Origin of the sequence: Pseudoflavitalea sp. G-6-1-2 (genome assembly GCF_012927185.1) — a bacterium.
In the GTDB taxonomy this organism is placed as follows: domain Bacteria; phylum Bacteroidota; class Bacteroidia; order Chitinophagales; family Chitinophagaceae; genus Pseudobacter.
In genome coordinates, this window is sequence record NZ_JABBGB010000003.1 from 1,384,285 (window position 1) to 1,401,708 (window position 17,424).

The window sequence follows — 17,424 nt, forward strand, 5'->3', positions numbered from 1 at the left end:
ACTTGCGGGCCATAATCCGCAAAAAATGGCATTCAGCAATCAGCAGCAATTCATAGACGTACTGGAGAGGGCAGGAGAACTGATCCGCATCAAAACCTATGTAGATCCCAAGCTCGAAATAGCCGAGATCACCGACCGTATCAGCAAGGAACCCGGCGGCGGCAAGGCCCTGCTCTTCGAGAATACCGGCTACGATTTTCCGGTTCTGATGAATGCCTACGGCAGCGAACGCCGCATGTGCCTGGCGCTTGGCGTGGAAAAGCTCGACGATATCGCCGCCGATATCGAAAACCTGTTCAAACTGCTCACCGGCCCAAAAGAAGGCCTGCTCGATAAACTGCGGCTGCTTCCCAAACTCAGCGAGTTCGCCTCCTGGATGCCCAAAGTAAAAAAGGGCAGAGGCGCCTGTCAGGAAGTGGTGATGGCCAATCCCGATATCACCAAACTTCCCGTGATCACCTGCTGGCCTAACGACGGTGGTCCGTTTGTTACGCTGCCCGTGATCCACACGAAAGATCCCAATACCAATATCCGCAATGTGGGCATGTACCGCATGCAGGTATTCGGCCCAACGCTCACAGGCATGCACTGGCATCGCCACAAAGTGAGCGCCCGCCATTTCAGCGAATACAAAAAACTCAATAAAAGAATGCCCGTAGCGGTAGCGCTCGGCGGCGATCCCGCATACGCTTATTCCGCCACGGCGCCATTGCCCGATAATGTAGACGAATACATGCTCGCCGGTTTCCTTCGCAAGAAGAAAGTAGAACTGGTGAAATGCATCACCCAACCCGATATCGAAGTGCCTGCCGATGCAGATTTTGTGATCGAAGGATATGTAGATCCCAATGATGAACTCATCTGGGAAGGTCCATTCGGAGACCATACGGGCTACTATTCACTGCCCGACTGGTATCCGCGTTTTCATATCACGGCCATCACGCATAAAAAGAATCCGGTTTATCCTGCCACCATCGTAGGCATTCCTCCGCAGGAAGATGCATGGCTCGGAAAAGCAACAGAACGCATTTTTCTTGCACCCATCAAAATGACCATGGTGCCTGAGATAATGGATATGGACATGCCAGTTGAAGGCGTATTCCATAATCTGGTGATCACTAAAATTCAGAAAGATTATCCGGGACAGGGACAGAAAGTGATGAATGCCATGTGGGGTGCCGGACAGATGATGTTCAATAAAATTCTCGTGCTCACCGCAGGTGGACAATTCCCCATCACCGATTACAAACAACTGGCACAGGATGTGTTCAGAAACCTGAACCCCGCTACAGACCTGAGTTTCACGCAGGGCCCGATGGATGTGCTCGACCACAGTTGCAGCAAACTCGGCTTCGGTGGAAAGATGTGCATCGACGGTACCAACAAATACGACGAAGAAACAGACCACAGATATTTATCATCCAATAAGCGATTGATGATAAACGTTATGGAATGGAAAAATAAATACCCCGAAATAAGTTCTGTTAACGGCAGCCTTACTGCAATTGATATTCCCTGCCTCATCATTAGCGTAGAAAAGAACCGAAAAGGGCATATAAAAGAATTGCACCAGCAGCTCTGCAGCGATGCAGCAATCGAAGGTGTAAAAATGATCCTCTACGTAGAACATACCGTAGATGCCAATGATCTGCCCGTTGCACTCTGGCGCTTCTGCAATAACCTCGATCCCAAACGCGATCATGTGCTGAGCGAACAACCATCCACTCAGGAACCCGGAAAGATCTGGGCCTGCATGGGACTCGACGGTACGTTGAAAACAGCCGCGCTCGACGATTTTTACCGCGACTGGCCGAACATTATTGTTGCAGATGATGCTACCATCATTGCTGTAGATAAAAAATGGAAAGAGCTTGGCTTAGGCAAGCTCATTCCATCTCCATCGTTGAAATACAAACACCAGGTGTACGGCCAGGATGCCGTTGCCCGGAGCTGATTATGATCAGGCTTTCTTTTTGAATACGAACTGTTCGCTCAGCTTGTCGAACAGCAGTTTGTAGAATTCCTTGAAGTCGGGATATTCGTCCGGATTGTAGAACGGACGCCTGAACTCAAGCGTAATTCTGTATGCCACTGCGCCGGGTTTCACTTCCACGATACGGCGGAAGATGATGCTGGTATCGGGCATTATCATCGCCATGTTCTTCGGCGGCTGCTCAAACTCATACCCTTCGGGGATTGTGATATTTCCTGTAAGCACATAGTGTTGGTTGTAGCCGAAATCTACCATCGACTGACGGGTGTCTGCCGTGAAAGGATTGCTGCCTAAACCTGCAAACATATTCGCAGTAAGGAACATATACTCGCCGGAGCTGTTCACTGGTGCAGCAAATTTGAAATGCTGATTGAGCGGAAGCGTATCGTCATCAGCATTCTCAATTTCAAGATCGGTGATCTTCATGTTGGAGGATTGCTGCAGGTACCGGTCAGCATATTTTTCTTTTCCTTCTTTCACATAGCTGGCGCGATGTTGTCTGCCATAATCGTAGCTGCTCACATGGGCTTCGCCTTTCAGCTGGCCTTCTGCATCTACGGCGCCATTGAGTGTAATGAACTGACGGTAAGTGTTCTTATTATTCCAGAGCGTTACGAACTGTGCATTCTCTTTATCGGCGAGATAAGCTTCTGTGCCCAGCACTGATTCGGGAATAAGGCGCGGCGAATTCAGTTTCGAGCTTGCGTCGAGTACAAAAGCATCGTTGTCGAAATTAACCAGTACCATCACGTTGTTGAACTGCGAAAGAAAAGGGTAGGTAGCGTTTACCAGTCCATGGTCGCGGGTGCTTACCAGCAGTGGCTTTGCGGGGATGCCTGCATCGTTGAGCAGGTTCAGCAGAATGAGGTTGATATCGCCAGAGCTGCCTGTTTTTTTATTGTAACATTCTTTTACGTTGGTGCAATAGAAGTCTTCAATCCCATCCCATGTCATGCTGTGTTGCACATGGTAGAAAATGGCATTCATCTTTTCTTCGGGTGTTGTGGCTTTGGCGAGAATGGTATTCATCGCATCATTCTTCAGCAGGTTGCGTTTGATCTGCTGCCCGAATAAGGAGCTTTCCCAGAGCGATTTTGTGAGCCCCGGCCAGGTGTTCTTCACATTCTGAACCGGCTGCTGAGGAAACTGAACGGAGTTCAGCTGAAACTCCACTCTTTGCAGGTAATCCCTTGCAGCGCTCATGTAGGGCTCATCTTTCAGGGCCGGAACATTCTTCATCTTGTAGAAATATTCCTTGGCTGTATAGTTGATGATGTCTCCGCTGATGGCAATGCTCTGGCGAAACTCATCTTTCTTCGTTTCAGCCGGAAAGCTCATCTGCGAATTGGTGGTGAAGTTGAAATATTCCGGAATGGCGAGCCTGAAAGCGCTTACGCGTGTAGGAATGCGATCCTGAAATATCCATGGGTTGATGCTTTCGATCGTTTCGCGAACAATGGTATATCTGTATTCGATGATGCTGCCCACTTTCACTTCGGGGAATGCGAACTTGAGTGCAGATACATTGGCATTTACCTTCTCTTTGAAGAACGATTTTTTGTCCACCTTGCTCTCCACTATGTTGCCCGCTGCATCGAGGTTGTAGGTGACTGCATCTACATCCATCAGTTTTTCATAATTGTCGTCTGAGTAGAACCGGATCTTTACGGTAGCACGGTCGAGCCCTGATTTTTTGAGGATCTTGATTCTTACGCGGCGCTCATTCTTGATGGCAAACACGAGGCGGTTGCCGCGCTGGAATTCGGTATTGCCATATTCGAGCAGAACCATCGCTTCTGCGTCTTTATCGAATTCGCAGGTGGTCATCTGGAGATCAGCCTTGTCGATTTTGCCGAATGCCGGCAGGTCTTTGTCTTTTTGTGCATACGTCAGTGCAGGCAGCAGGGCTGCCATCACCAGCGTGATCAGCATTTTCATGTTGGTTTGTTTTTATGGTTCTTACCTGGGGCTGACAGGCATTTTTTACTCTCCGATAATTACCAGTTTTGCCATATCTGTTTTGTTCACCTTCTGAAAGAATTCTGCCAGTGCATTGTAGTCTTTTGCAGGTACGATATGGTTCTTGATATTCAGTTGTGTTACTACTTTGATACGGTTTCCGTCTGCTTTGGTTACCTCTTTACGGTAATATCCGTAGGGCGAATCGTACTCCACCAATGGAGGTAGCACATCGGCATTGAGACCTGCAGGAAGCAGGTACTCGGTAGTATCTGTTCTTTCATAGGGATAAGAGAAGAGATAATCGCGGGTGCGTTTGGCATCTGATTTCAATTCATGATCGTTGATCTCGTTCATGCGGGGGCGGTAGAAGTACTTGCTGCCCGCTTTGAAATCATAGACCTGATCGTATGCGAACACGGCGTTATAACGTTGCAGATGGGCGCTGTCGGTATCCGGCTTAAAAGTGTAATTGTCCGGTGATTTGTAGTTGAGCCATTTCACCAGAAAATGTTTCACTTCGTCTTTATCCAGTTCGCGCACCTGCAGAAAGTAATTGGCGAAAATACCGGTGCAGGCAAAGGATGTTTCCATTTTTGCATCGCCTTCCTTGCCTACAGTAATTATTGAATGAGTGATGAGTTTGTTGCTTTTGCTGCTGCTGCGCGGTGTGGAAACCAGTTTGCCTCCGTTCTCTGTTATCAGCAGTGCGTTTTTGTTCTCTGTGCTGCTGCCCAGTTCTCCAAATTCGTTGGTGCTGCTGGTGCATTCGAGCCAAACGGTATCCTTCTGCATAGGCACACAGAGTATCACGTGATTGAATCCGTCGGCGATAAAGCCGGGGTCAACCGGTGGTTCATCCGCATCGGCATTGATCAGTGCGGGATACGATGGTATGTCCACCGCTTTCAGCAGATAACGCATGTAATGGGTGAGGGCTTTGCAATCGCCATATTTCTTATCGTCTACATAACTTACGGGGAATGGCTTGATGCCGCCAATGCCCAGCTGAATGCCCACATAACGCATGGTTCTCTTCAGGTAATTGTAGAGTACGGTTGCTTTCTCTTTATCGGTGGTGCAGCTGGCCACCATTTTTTTGATCTCCGCAGTACGCGCTGCCGTGAAGGGAGCAGGATCTTCATAAAAAGGGTAGTAGAATTGTCCGTATGTTTTCCAGCTGCTCATTTCGCCTTTGAATCCATCGAACTCGAACTTAACCGGTGAGAGTTCGATCATGCCATTGCTCACCCATCCGGCATAACCGCCCGATTCGTGTCTCAGCGCTTTCAGATTATTGGCATTCCACTGATAGGTTTTGATGCCGTCTTTTTCGGAGATCACCGGCTTGATATCGCTGTTGCGCGTTACGTGCTGAATATCCAGTCCTGCCGGCACTTTTACCGTTAAGCTGAATTTCTCCGTGCTCTGCGAAGGCATCTGAAAAGTAGCGGTAGGCAATACAAGTGTACCGCTGTTTTTGATGGTGTAATTGATTTCGAGTGTGCAGGGATATTCAGCCACGGGCAGATAAGCTCTGAGTTTCTTTGCGTCGGAGTGCAGGCTCATCTGATCGTCGTAGTAAGATTCTTCAAAATCTTTTCGTTTCACTTTTCTTATTTCCTGCCCCATGGCGCTGTAGAGCTTTACTTCGAGCTCATCGATTTTTCTGAATTTATCGAACACGTAGATCTGATGCAGATAAGAGGCTGCATCTTTATTCAGCAGGGTAACTATCTTATGAACCGAGCGGGAAAATTTAGAAGGGGAGCTGATCTCCACTACTTCTTCATGCAGGCGCAGTACCGCATCTGCATCTTTTTTTAAACTATCCGGAATACCGAGTGCCGAGTATTTCAGCAGGTCGGAAGGCGACTGTGCAATGGCTCCGGTAAAAGCAGTGCATAACAATGCAAGCAGTAAATGTTTTTTCATAGCGGTTATTTTTTGTTCCGGAGAATGATCTGCTCATTGAGCACATTCACCATTTTTTTATAGAATTCTTTCAACGTTGCATATTCCGCAGCTTCAAACACACTTCGGTTGAATTCGATCCGGAACAATACATTGAGCGTATTATTGTTGTACGTAATAAAACGGGTACAGCTGATGCCATTGCCGGGGGTGATCAAACGGGAATCCTTTGGAAGGCTCTCCGGTTCGAGGTCCGGCGGCAGTGTGATCATTTCCAGCAACTCCAGACTTTGATTTACGCCAAAATCCACATTGGTGAATCGGATATCCGAAATAAAGGGATTGGCTGTAAGACCCGTGAACAGGTTCAGTGAAAGCAATTTGTATTCAGCGCTCGCATTGATGGGAATCTGAAAATTGAATTTCTGCTCAAGCGGCAATGAATCGTTGTTGGCATTCAATACTGTGAAACTGTCTGTTTTTATTCCGGGATAATCGTTGGTGAAATAGTCTTCGAGTAATTTCTCTTTGCTCTTGTTAAGAGATCCAACCCTGATCAATTTTCCATAATCATAACTTCTTGCAGTAGTTGCTCCGGTGAGAAGCCCTTCCTTGTCGAGAGACGCTACCACCACAATGCGGTTGCGATCCATGCGGTCGTCGTCGAGAGAAACGATGCCGCCCTTCTTTCTGTTCACTACAAATCCTTTGGTGTTCACTACTGCAGGCGGTATCAGATGTGGAGGGGTGTAGGATGCTGCTGCATCCAGCACATAGGCCTTATCTCCGATGATCACTCTGGCCATTACGTTGTTGAACTGATCGAGAAAAGGATATCCTTCCTTTACTTTTCCTACTTCACGGTCGCTAACCAGCATGGGATATACTTCCAGATCGGCAGCCTTCAGCAGATTGATCAGCAGCAGATTCACATCGCCGCTGCTTCCCAGTTTCTTAGACCATACTTCCTTGACGCCGTTGAGCGACCAGAAGGTTCTGGCATTGGCGAAAATATTCTTCTGAACATAACGATAGATCTTGCTCATGCGCTGGAACGGATCGCTGATGGCTTTGGCTTCATTGACGAGATCATCTGCGCCCGAAACATTCTTATTCAGTTGTCCGCCAAACTCAGGATAGCCCAGCAGTTCTTTTCCCAGATCTTCCCAGGTGGTCATGAATTTTGTTCTGCCACCGAATGTTCCCTGATAACCTGCCAGCTGAAATTCTACCCGCTGAATGTAATCTTTTGGAGCATCCATGAAGGGCTCGTCGCGCAGTGCAGCGATGTTCTTCATCTCGAAACAGATCCTTCCCGAATTCTTGTTGTTCTTTATGTCGATGGGGCAATGATGGTGATTTGTACACCTGGTAAGCAAACTCCAGATTGGGCATTATTTCGAGATCGAAAGTGCTGAGCATGATGGGGAGGCTCGACTGAAATTTCCAGTCGTTCAGTCCATTGTAGTTTTTGGCAACAATGGTGTATTCGTATTCGAAAATGCTTCCTACGCGCACATCGGGGACGGCGAATTTTGCGATGGAAACCCTTTCGTTGATCTTCGATTTGAAAATAGCGGAGGAGGCCAGCTCTTTGGTGTCTTCAGCGCCGGAAGGAGATACATTGCGCACAATTGCCTTGATGCCTGAGATCTCTTCAAATTCATCTTTTGAATAGTAGGGGATCTCCACATTGCCCCGCTCGATACCTTTTGCTTTCAGAACCTTGATGCGGATTCTTCTTTTGGTAATGAGGTTGCGGTCTTCGTTATGTGTGGTGTAAGCCTGATCGAAAATGATCACTGCTTCTGCTTCGGGATCGAACTCACAGATCTGCAGTTCTTTTTCGGTGGACAGAAATGTTCCGTACTCCGGCACCTTCGTCTGTGACATTGCGTTGCTCATCAGCAGGATAAGCGCGCAACAATACACGAATCTCATAGATTTTTTTTTAGGAGTTAATGGCTGGTCCTATGTAAATGCACGATCAGTAAAAGCGGTTGGGAAACGGTGGTGAACAGCACGCGTGGCGATGCCCGTTATTGGTCAGTAAAGGAGAAGGGTGCATAGGGGGTTAATTTGCACAATATTAGTAAAAATTTGTGCAGCATTCAATACCGGCGGGGGCTAAGCCCAAAAAGAAAAGTTATTGTTTTTTGAGCGCGGCGAGCACTTTCCGGCCGCGGCTGCGGAAGGCAGCTGTTTCTTCGTCCCAACGGTCTTTGATGATGAATGCCAGCTCGTCCCCGATTTCAGGATATTTACCGCTCAGCTGATGCAACAGCGTGATAGAGAACGCCTTCACAGCCGCCGGAGCGGTGATGTCGGCCATCCAGTCGAAGCAGGCCGTCATTATTTCGCCGTGGTATTTTTCTGGGAGTGGCACATACTGCAGCAGCCGCAAGGTATTTCTGAGCACCGAATTGTGAACGCCGGGCTCCTTCATTTTTTGCATCAGTTTACCGTACCAGGGCTTCACTAGTTCCGGATGATTGATGCCGCAGATACGCATCGGCCATGCTGCGCGCTGGGTAACCCGGTACTCGCCTTTGAGAAAGAGGTTCATCAGATCGGCAAAGCGCTTTGGGTCTTTGCCGATATATTTTACGATGAGATCTGTTTGTTCTTTTGAATGTTTGGCAAGAATGGTCGACAGAAGATCCATGCATCAGCTATTTGCAAAGTCCAGTAATTTCTTTTTCAGTTTCGCACGTCTCTTTTCAGGGATCACAGATTTCAGCCAGAGTTTTACCCGTCCGCTAAAACTGCTTCTCTGCTGCTGCAGCACATGCGCATTGTGTTTTTCCACGTAGTAGCAGCGGTAGGGGTTGGTTTGCAAATATCCTTCATCCAGCACAATCTGCCTATAGGCCATGAACAATTCTTTGTTCAGTGGAAGATCGGCATCCGTATATCGGTCCTGCTGTTTGTGGAAAAGCAGTCCCTGCTTAATTCCCACGCTGCTGAAGTGATAGATGCTCAGCGGGAATTGCTCATTGATGAAGTATTGTCCGTTGTACTCACTGAGGGTTCTTTCCTGCAAATTCCAGTAAGCCACGTTGTAGCCGGGATGTTTCAGTACAAATACACTTTCGAAGAATACCGGAACCAGGTTAACCCATTTCTGGTCTACGAACAGTCCGCTTGGGAAATCGAAATAGCAGAAGTGACGGAGACGCTCACTCCACCAGTCGAGAAAAGCAGTGGTATTCGGTCCCTGACGAAGAGAGAGGAAACCAAGATTGAACGTACCCGTTGAGAGATAAGAGATCTCTGTTGGGTTTTTGCCATCGAGCTGCATCGGATGCAGAATATGCGGCGTGAGCAGAATTTCATATTGCTGATGGCCTTGTTCGAGTTCTTCGAGACGGCGGTAGATGAGCATATCCGGATCGAGGAACGTAATGTATTCCGCGTCTGGATACTGTTTGAACAGGTGCTGAAAATAAAAAGGCTTGAGGGCCGTATTGAATTCAGCGATGCTGTATTTCAGCGCTATTTCTTCGAGGTCGGGAATACCTATCTGATCGCAGGGAAGAATGGTGAAACCTTCGTACCAATCTTTGAGCTGGTCGTCCATTTTATCTACCAGTCCGATAATGAAATGATAGTCGTTGCCGGTAGCAGCCAACGTTTTTCCCAATGCACGGGCGAGGCTCAGGTAGTTGTTGGAACAGATAGTGAATGCGATCTTCATACAATCTAATTAATAAGTTGAATGGCTGTTATGCCGCTGGTTGTCTGATTAGTTTTTTTCTGAATGCCCAGATATCACGATAGCTCTGGATAGTGTACTTCACAATATTTTTTACTTCGAGCTGAATTTGTTTTTTCAATACAAAGTACATGATGGCTCCGCCGATCACACTGTTGATCACAGTGGCATAAGCAGCGCCCATTCCTCCCCATTGCAGCAGGCAGAGCCAGGTGGTTACCAGGGCAATCACCATCATTACGGCGCTGGTGTAAAAATTCACTACCGGCTTGCCGATGGCATCGAGCGTTGATCCGTACTGGTAGCCCAATGGTTTAACCAGACTGGTGAAAATAGTGATCTGCAATATGGGAATAGCTTCGTAATAATTGGGGCTCGCTATAACGTAAATGATCAGTTTCGGAAACAGAAAAATGAACAGCGTAATAGGGATAATGATGGCGAGAATTGTACCCACCATTCTTTCAAAATAGTATTTCACTTTCGCCATTCCATGTTCTTCCATGCTCTCCACATTCTTGGGGAACAATACATCGGCAGCGGCCAGCGACGGCACGTCGATCATATTATTGATGCGCGCCACCGTGTTGTAATAACTCACGTATTGCTTGCCCACAGCAGCACTCAGCGTATTGGCCGTAATGAAGTGATCGAAGCTTCGCGTAACGTTCGAACAAAGATTGGTTCCGAAAATATATTTGCCGAAATGGAACATCCGGATGATGATGCTCTTTTCGTAATGGAATTTTTTAACCAGATAAGACCTTGCCGGCAGATACAGCAATATGGTTCCGGCAATGAGTGATATCACCTGCAACAGCAGCAGGTTCATTAGCGTAAACTGATGAGGGTAGAAGAAATACAACACCACAATGCCAATAAAAAAACTTCCCTGTCTGATGAAGTAAGCCCAGAATATCTGCTGAAACTGATACCTCGCCTGCAGCAATATTTCAAAGTGATTGAAAGGGATCAGCAATACAATGAACGCTGCACTCCAATGCAGCAATGGCACAAGGGATGGCGATTTGAGCATGCCGCCGATCACTCCGCCTCCAACTACCAGCGCAATCAATGCAATGGCGGAGAAAAGCAGATTGATCACCAACGAAGATGATTGCACGGCATATTTCTTCTCAGCATATTCGTTTAAGCTGAGGAATTTGATGGTAGGATTGCGCAGCAAACCCTGTTTGATGGTTTCAAACAGTGAGAGGATAGTGAGGTAGAGCGCCCACACGGCATTCACTTCTTTATCGAGCCCGCGTACGAGCACCATATAGGCCACTGCGCCAAAAAAGAACAGCGAAAACCGCTGTAACAGTGTATAAAAAATAGAATGCAGCCAAAATGACGATTTCAACAGTTTCAAGGCATAAGCTTTGGGGCGTAGAATGGTTTCGCAATGTTTGCTTTAAGAAAACGGGCTACATCATAAATTATTGGATGGGGAGGATATCAGGATGGATATGGGATGAGGATCTTTCTTTTACGCCCGATTTTGTAAATGAATTCCCGGCAATATTACGATATTTTGCCGTAACCTGCAATGGGGTCTGTGGAGGGGGGCATTTATTGCTTAATTTAGTTTCCCAAATCTTCTTCCATGAAAAAGTGCTGTTTGATTATTGCATTGCTGATAATCTTGTTCGCATCCTGCTCACGCCCTGCAAAACCTGCCGTTGTATTTCAATCGGACTTTGGATTAAAAGACGGAGCTGTCAGCGCCATGAAAGGTGTAGCGAGTGGCGTATCTCCTGAACTCAAACTCTACGATCTCACACACGAAATCCCTGCTTACAATATCTGGGAAGCCGCATACCGGCTCGAACAAACCGCAGCGTACTGGCCGAAGGGAACCGTATTTGTATCGGTAGTGGATCCCGGTGTTGGTACCGTCAGAAAATCGGTAGTGATGTTATCCAAATCAGGACATTACTTCGTTACACCAGATAACGGCACACTTACACTTGTAGCAAAATCGATGGGCATTGCAGCCGTCCGCGAAATCGATGAAGCTGTAAACCGCCGCAGTCAATCCAATCAATCCTATACTTTTCACGGACGCGATGTATACGCATTCACCGGCGCCAGACTGGCTGCCGGCGTAATTTCATTTGAACAGGTAGGAAAACAACTACCCGATACCGTTATCAGCATTCCTTTTCAGCAGGCCGCTAAAAACGGAAATCAGCTTTCCGGCATGATACCGGTGCTGGATGTGCAATACGGCAATATCTGGACGAACATTCCTGACAGCCTGCTGCACAGCCTGGGTGTAAAAGCCGGTGATTCTTTACAGGTGCAGCTGCTGCATAAGGACAGTCTCGTTTTCAATCAACCCATACCTTTTGTGCATACTTTCGGAGATGTGCCCGAAGGAAATGTGATGGCTTACATCAACAGCCTGATGCAATTCTCCGTTGCCATCAACATGGGCAATTTCGCATCCCACTATCAAATCGGTTCCGGACCTCACTGGAAGGTGAAAGTGGAAAAGGCTTCAGTTAAATAGCAGGTCTCGTGAATGATTGATGTTTTTTCGCCGGAGAAAGATATGCTGATCAGGTCTGAAAAATATGCCGGCCAGCATTGTATCTCCGATGGAACTTAAGGTAGGTAGGATGGGGCTGTAGTGCTATGCTGATCTTTCGTGCAACATATTTTAAGGACCTGATCAGCATATCTTTCTCCGGCCTGGCTCGCTGATAGTGCAGCTTTTCCGGACTTCAGCAATAATATTTCAGCTGCACTTTCACGGAGCAGGCCAGGGCGGCGGAGGTATTGGAAAACTGCCCTTGAAATGTGTTGCACAAAAGCGTGGCTTTGTACCAACGCTCAATGCTGCCAACGGTAGTCTTCATCGGAGATACAACTCTGCCGGGCACATTTCGCGGCATGTTTTTCAATGCCTCCGACGCCCGGCCGGTGAGATCATCCCCGCAACTTCTCTACATAGACTTCCGCAAAATGCGGGATCTGCTTTCTTCTGTACTGCATCACCCAGCGCGGATGCGGCAATGGAATGATCTCCTTGAAGAAGCCATGCTGTTTATTCAGCTTCTGAAATATTTTGAAATTGGTGCCTTCACCCAAACAAAAACAGGTGTCGCTGTCTGAACGGATATTGCGTTGCTGCGTTCGGATGGTATCAATTATGAATGGTTCGCTGGCTTTCAGCAATTCTTTATCATCATAATAATTAAGGTTGAGACCATTTTTTGTGAATCCGAGCGGAGAGAGTGCCGTTATAAAAAAGTTGTTGTAGAAGGCAGTTGCTCCACCGTATAATTTAATCACTTCGTAGATAAAAATGGAGCTTAGCTCGGCTTTTTTGGGCATATCGTTTGGAATTGCGCAATCGATTTCGAGGCGTATCGGGTCTGTGAATGGAACTCCGGTTACACCACCTCCAAAGCGTCCGGGATTGATGCCGAAGATAAATTTTCTCGGATGGGTATCGTTGTAGAATTTGTTGTAGAAGCGTGTTGCCAATTCGCTGGAAGCCTCATCTGCAAAGGGATTCATAATCTCTACTCCTTCGGGCATCGCGAAGTTTGGTTGCAGATTTTTGTAGAAATTGAGTATCGCATACGATTGCGTAAGTTTTGTTGTCATGGCGTTGGTTTTACTCAAATTTGGCTATTATTGCTGCCTACAATTTATACAAATTTAACAGCATGGATCGCAGATCATTTGTAAGGAATACCGGGATAGCTACCGCTGGGTTTGCTTTCCTTCCTTCGTCGCAGTTGTTTGCACAGCAACAGATAATCAGGATTGGAATGATAGGAGTAGGACTGAGAGGACAGAACCACCTCAGCAATCTGCTGCGCAGAAAAGATGTGAACATCACCGCTATCTGCGATATCGACGATAACATGCTGCAACGTTCACTCGATATTTTCAAAAAAGCCGGCAAGGCCGAACCAAAAATATTCAAAGGCGATCCGTTTGCATGGAAGAAGTTGCTGGAGATGAAAGAGCTCGATGCGGTGATTATTTCCACACCATGGGAATGGCATACGCAGATGATTGTAGGATCTGTCGAAGCCGGGATCAAATATGTAGGTACCGAAGTAATGCTCGGCATCACACTCGAAGATCACTGGGAAGTGGTGCGCGCTGCTGAGAAGCACAAAGCACAGGTGATGATGCTCGAAAATGTTTGCTACCGCCGCGATGTAATGGCTGTACTGAACATGGTTCGTCAGGGAATTTTCGGTGAGATCATTCACCTGCAGGGCGGCTACCAGCACGATCTTCGTGGTATCAAACTCAACGACGGAACCAGCAACAAAGAAGGGGTGGAGTTCGGTGAGAAAGGATATTCTGAAGCAAAATGGAGAACCAATCACTCCGTGCATCGCAATGGCGATCTCTATCCTACGCATGGTATCGGACCTGTTGCACAGATGATCAACATCAATCGCGGCAACCGTTTCATCTCATTGAGCTCATTCTCCACAAAAGCGCGTGGACTGCATAACTACATCGTAGATCACGGAGGCGCGCAACATCCGAATGCAAAAGTTGAATTCAAATTGGGTGATGTTGTAACCACTATGATCAACTGCGCAAACGGCGAAACCATTTTGTTGCAGCACGATACCAATCTTCCACGCCCATATTCACTCGGCTTCAGAGTGCAGGGTACAAAAGGATTGTGGATGGATCTCAACGACAGCATCTATCTCGAAGGCACCAGCCCGAAAGGACATACATGGGAGTCTGCCGATCCATACCTGGCGAAGTTCGATCACCCGCTCTGGGCGCGCTGGAGCAAAGAAACAGAAGGGGCTGGTCATGGAGGAATGGACTTCTTTGTGTTGCATGCTTTCGTAGAAGCCATCAAACGAAAAACCGCTACACCGCTCGATGTATATGATGCAGCAGCATGGAGCGCCATCACACCGCTCAGTGAAACCAGCATCGAAAGGGGCAACACCGTTGAGTTCCCCGACTTCACCAGCGGACAGTGGATGTACAGGAAAAATGATTTTGCAGTGAACGACCAATTTTGATCCGATGGATAATCACCAGCTTGTTGAAGCAGCCCTTCAGTTCGGAAAGGGCAAACCCTATATGGAAATTCTCAAAGGAGGTCTCATTCATCATACTTACAAGATCTCTTACGACGAACAGGATGAGCAGGTGGTGCTTCAGTGCATCAACCAGACCATGTTTCATTCTCCCGAAGACATTGTACATAATTACCAGCTGATCTATGAAGCGGTTCATGGAAAGAATGGCATCACCATTCCACCTTTGATCCCTGCGCGCGATGGGCAATTGTTTTACATCGATGCACAGCAGCAGTTCTGGAGAGCAGTTAGGTTTGTAAAGAATTCATACACGGCCTCAGTGCCACAGGATGCAGCAGCAGCAAGGCTTACAGCCGACTGTTTTGCGCACTTCACCAGCGCGCTCGCATCGGTGAAGCTGGATGATCTTAAACCGGTGATCCCACGCTTTCATGATCTGGCCATGCGATACGATCAATTTGAAAAGGCCGTAACTACGGCTACGCAGCATCGCCTGCTCACTGCCACGCATGTGATTGCAGAGCTGAGGCAACGCCACCATCTGGTGGACTTCTACAATGAAATACAGAAAAACCCAGACCAATACAAATTGCGGGTGATGCATCACGATTGCAAACTCAGCAATATTCTTCTCGATGTAAATACGCATCAGGCTATTTGTCCGGTGGACCTCGATACTGTTATGCCCGGACTCTTCTTCTCCGATCTCGGCGATATGATCCGCAGCATGGCCTGCACGCTCGATGAGAACAACACGAGCTGGGAAGCCATCACCATCAGGCCCGATTTCTACGAAGCTATTGTGGACGGCTATCTCTGTGGCATCGGCGATCAGCTGACTGCATCGGAGCAGGCGAATATCCACAAAGCCGGACTGATGATGGTGTACATGCAGGCGCTCCGCTTCATTGCCGATCATCTCAACAACGATGTGTACTACAGAATCAGCTACCCCGAACAAAATCTCAACAGGGCATTGAATCAGTTGCTGCTGCTGGAGCGGCTGGAAGACTATCTGGAAAGCAGAAAGAATTAATGCATTCTGTCTCCACGCACTTCGAGGCGCAGCATGAGGTCGGCTTCGTAGTCGAGCCATTCCTGCCAGCGTTTCCTTACTTTTTCGGGATTTGAATAGGTGTCTGCCAGTTCGATGAACAGGCGGTAATGGCCTGCTTCACTTTCCATGAAACGGCGATAGAAGTTGCGGAGATATTCATCTTCGAGTCCTTCGCTCAGTCTTTTGAAACGCTCGCAGCTGCGGGCTTCGATGAGGGCGAAGATGAGCAAACGGTCGAGCAGCACGTCTTCGGGATGGCCGCCTTTCTGCTGGAAATTCATCAGCGCGTTCACGTATTCGTCCTTGCGCTGCTTGCCGAGGCGGAGTTTGCGTTTGTCCAGTTCCGCGAGTACGAGTCGGAAATGTCCCCATTCTTCCGTTACGATGGGAGCCAGTTCTCTTACCAGCCTGTCTCTGTCGCTGTATCGTTGGATCAGCGAAATGCAGCTGGTGGCGGCTTTCTGCTCGCAATAGGCATGGTCTGTGAGAATGTATTCGAGGCTCAGGCCTGCGAGATCAACCCAGCGGGGATCCGTAGGCAATTGAAGCCCAAGGATATTTTTGGTATCAGTAACTGGCGTACTCATGCTGCAAAGGTAGTAAAACCGGCATTATTGGTTCATGTCAAAAGGGCTTCTACCTTTGTGGTATGAGTCAGGAAAACTTTCTGGAGAAAAAATTGCAGGAACGCAGGGATCAGCAGGCCTTCCGCACACTTCGGCTGCCCGAAGGCAAAACCGATCTCTGTTCCAATGATTATCTGGGCATCATCCATAACGGACTGCTCGAAAGAACGGAAGCTCCCTGGCTGAAGCATGGTTCCGGCGGTTCCCGGCTGCTCGCGGGTAATGATGTGCTTACAGAAAGTACCGAGCAGCTGATGGCAAAATTCCACGAAAGTCCGGCAGCATTGCTGTACAATTCCGGATACGATGCCAATGTAGGATTGATCAGCTGCGTTCCCCAGCGTGGCGACACCATTATATACGATTACCTCAGCCATGCAAGCATCCGCGATGGCATCAGGCTGAGTTTCGCGCAATCATTTTCATTCAGGCACAACGATCTGGAAGACCTGGAGAAACGATTGCAATCCGCTACCGGCAATGTTTTCGTAGTAACCGAATCTGTTTTTTCGATGGATGGAGATATGGCGCCGCTGGTAGAAATGCTGGCGCTCTGCGAAAAATACAAGGCCCATCTGATAGTGGACGAAGCGCATGCAACAGGCGTGGTAGGAGAGCAGGGGGCAGGATTGGTGCAGCATCTTGGGCTGCATACCCGTGTATTCGCGCGCGTGCATACATTCGGCAAAGCCGTGGGCTGCCATGGAGCGGTGGTGCTGGGAAGCAAGCTGCTGCGCGATTACCTCATTAATTTTTCACGGGCATTCATCTATACCACCAGTTTGCCGCAAAGCAGTGTACGGGCTATCCGGGACGCATATGCGCTTTTCCCGCAGATGAAAAGTGAACGCGAATGGCTGGCTTCATTGATAAAACTATTTCAGCAAGCAACTATCCGGTTTGAGAAGCTGGTATCGGAAACACCGATACAGGTGGTGATCATTCCGGGCAATGAAGCAGTGAAACAGGTGGCCGCTCAGTTGCAGGATGCCGGGCTGGATGTGCGGCCGATACTGTATCCCACGGTTCCCAAAGGCGCCGAGCGATTGCGCATAGTGCTGCATGCATTCAATACCGAAAAAGAAGTTCGCGCATTGCTGAAGTTGTTGCAGTAA

13 protein-coding genes are annotated in these 17,424 nt (G+C 48.0%); 5 read left to right on the forward strand and 8 right to left on the reverse strand.

Going from position 1 to position 17,424, the window contains the following annotated elements; genetic code table 11:
* Nucleotides 1-25 precede the first annotated feature (25 nt).
* Complete coding sequence (locus tag HHL16_RS22970; RefSeq protein ID WP_169427673.1) at nucleotides 26-1,954, forward strand: menaquinone biosynthesis decarboxylase; 1,929 nt, start codon at nucleotides 26-28, stop codon at nucleotides 1,952-1,954.
* 6 nt (nucleotides 1,955-1,960) lie between these two features.
* Here the strand turns inward: HHL16_RS22970 and HHL16_RS22975 are convergent, their stop codons facing one another.
* The 6 genes from HHL16_RS22975 to HHL16_RS23000 form a co-directional block, all read right to left on the reverse strand.
* Nucleotides 1,961-3,931 (reverse strand): DUF3857 domain-containing protein, encoded by a 1,971-nt coding sequence (locus tag HHL16_RS22975; RefSeq protein ID WP_169427674.1) that lies wholly within the window; start codon nucleotides 3,929-3,931, stop codon nucleotides 1,961-1,963.
* A 45-nt stretch (nucleotides 3,932-3,976) separates the two neighbouring features.
* On the reverse strand, nucleotides 3,977-5,887 hold the full coding sequence (locus tag HHL16_RS22980) for a DUF3857 domain-containing protein (protein WP_169427675.1): 1,911 nt from the start codon (nucleotides 5,885-5,887) through the stop codon (nucleotides 3,977-3,979).
* Between the two features lie 1,110 nt (nucleotides 5,888-6,997).
* Nucleotides 6,998-7,807: a DUF3857 domain-containing protein gene (locus HHL16_RS22985; RefSeq protein WP_169427676.1), complete on the reverse strand. Its 810-nt coding sequence runs from the start codon at nucleotides 7,805-7,807 to the stop codon at nucleotides 6,998-7,000.
* A gap of 205 nt (nucleotides 7,808-8,012) precedes the next feature.
* Complete coding sequence (locus tag HHL16_RS22990) at nucleotides 8,013-8,531, reverse strand: hypothetical protein (RefSeq protein ID WP_169427677.1); 519 nt, start codon at nucleotides 8,529-8,531, stop codon at nucleotides 8,013-8,015.
* A 3-nt stretch (nucleotides 8,532-8,534) separates the two neighbouring features.
* Complete coding sequence (locus tag HHL16_RS22995) at nucleotides 8,535-9,563, reverse strand: glycosyl transferase (protein WP_169427678.1); 1,029 nt, start codon at nucleotides 9,561-9,563, stop codon at nucleotides 8,535-8,537.
* Nucleotides 9,564-9,591: 28 nt separating this feature from the next.
* Nucleotides 9,592-10,953: an oligosaccharide flippase family protein gene (locus HHL16_RS23000; RefSeq protein WP_206022541.1), complete on the reverse strand. Its 1,362-nt coding sequence runs from the start codon at nucleotides 10,951-10,953 to the stop codon at nucleotides 9,592-9,594.
* A 234-nt stretch (nucleotides 10,954-11,187) separates the two neighbouring features.
* Here HHL16_RS23000 and HHL16_RS23005 point away from each other — a divergent pair, with 234 nt between their 5' ends.
* Nucleotides 11,188-12,096 carry an S-adenosyl-l-methionine hydroxide adenosyltransferase family protein gene (locus HHL16_RS23005; RefSeq protein ID WP_169427680.1) on the forward strand — a complete coding sequence of 303 codons (909 nt, stop codon included), beginning with the start codon at nucleotides 11,188-11,190 and terminating at the stop codon, nucleotides 12,094-12,096.
* A 419-nt stretch (nucleotides 12,097-12,515) separates the two neighbouring features.
* Here the strand turns inward: HHL16_RS23005 and HHL16_RS23010 are convergent, their stop codons facing one another.
* Nucleotides 12,516-13,199, reverse strand: a complete 684-nt coding sequence (locus tag HHL16_RS23010; RefSeq protein WP_169427681.1) for a uracil-DNA glycosylase family protein — start codon at nucleotides 13,197-13,199, stop codon at nucleotides 12,516-12,518.
* A 62-nt stretch (nucleotides 13,200-13,261) separates the two neighbouring features.
* On the opposite strand from HHL16_RS23010, the gene HHL16_RS23015 reads away from it, so the two are divergent.
* Complete coding sequence (locus HHL16_RS23015) at nucleotides 13,262-14,605, forward strand: Gfo/Idh/MocA family oxidoreductase (RefSeq protein ID WP_169427682.1); 1,344 nt, start codon at nucleotides 13,262-13,264, stop codon at nucleotides 14,603-14,605.
* 4 nt (nucleotides 14,606-14,609) lie between these two features.
* A complete protein-coding gene (locus HHL16_RS23020; RefSeq protein ID WP_169427683.1) occupies nucleotides 14,610-15,662 on the forward strand; it encodes a phosphotransferase in 1,053 nt (350 codons plus the stop codon).
* On the opposite strand, the gene HHL16_RS23025 is transcribed toward HHL16_RS23020, so the two are convergent.
* Nucleotides 15,659-16,270 (reverse strand): tRNA-(ms[2]io[6]A)-hydroxylase, encoded by a 612-nt coding sequence (locus tag HHL16_RS23025; protein WP_169427684.1) that lies wholly within the window; start codon nucleotides 16,268-16,270, stop codon nucleotides 15,659-15,661. The genes HHL16_RS23020 and HHL16_RS23025 overlap by 4 nt on opposite strands.
* Before the next feature lie 62 nt (nucleotides 16,271-16,332).
* Here HHL16_RS23025 and HHL16_RS23030 point away from each other — a divergent pair, with 62 nt between their 5' ends.
* Nucleotides 16,333-17,424: a pyridoxal phosphate-dependent aminotransferase family protein gene (locus HHL16_RS23030; RefSeq protein ID WP_169427685.1), complete on the forward strand. Its 1,092-nt coding sequence runs from the start codon at nucleotides 16,333-16,335 to the stop codon at nucleotides 17,422-17,424.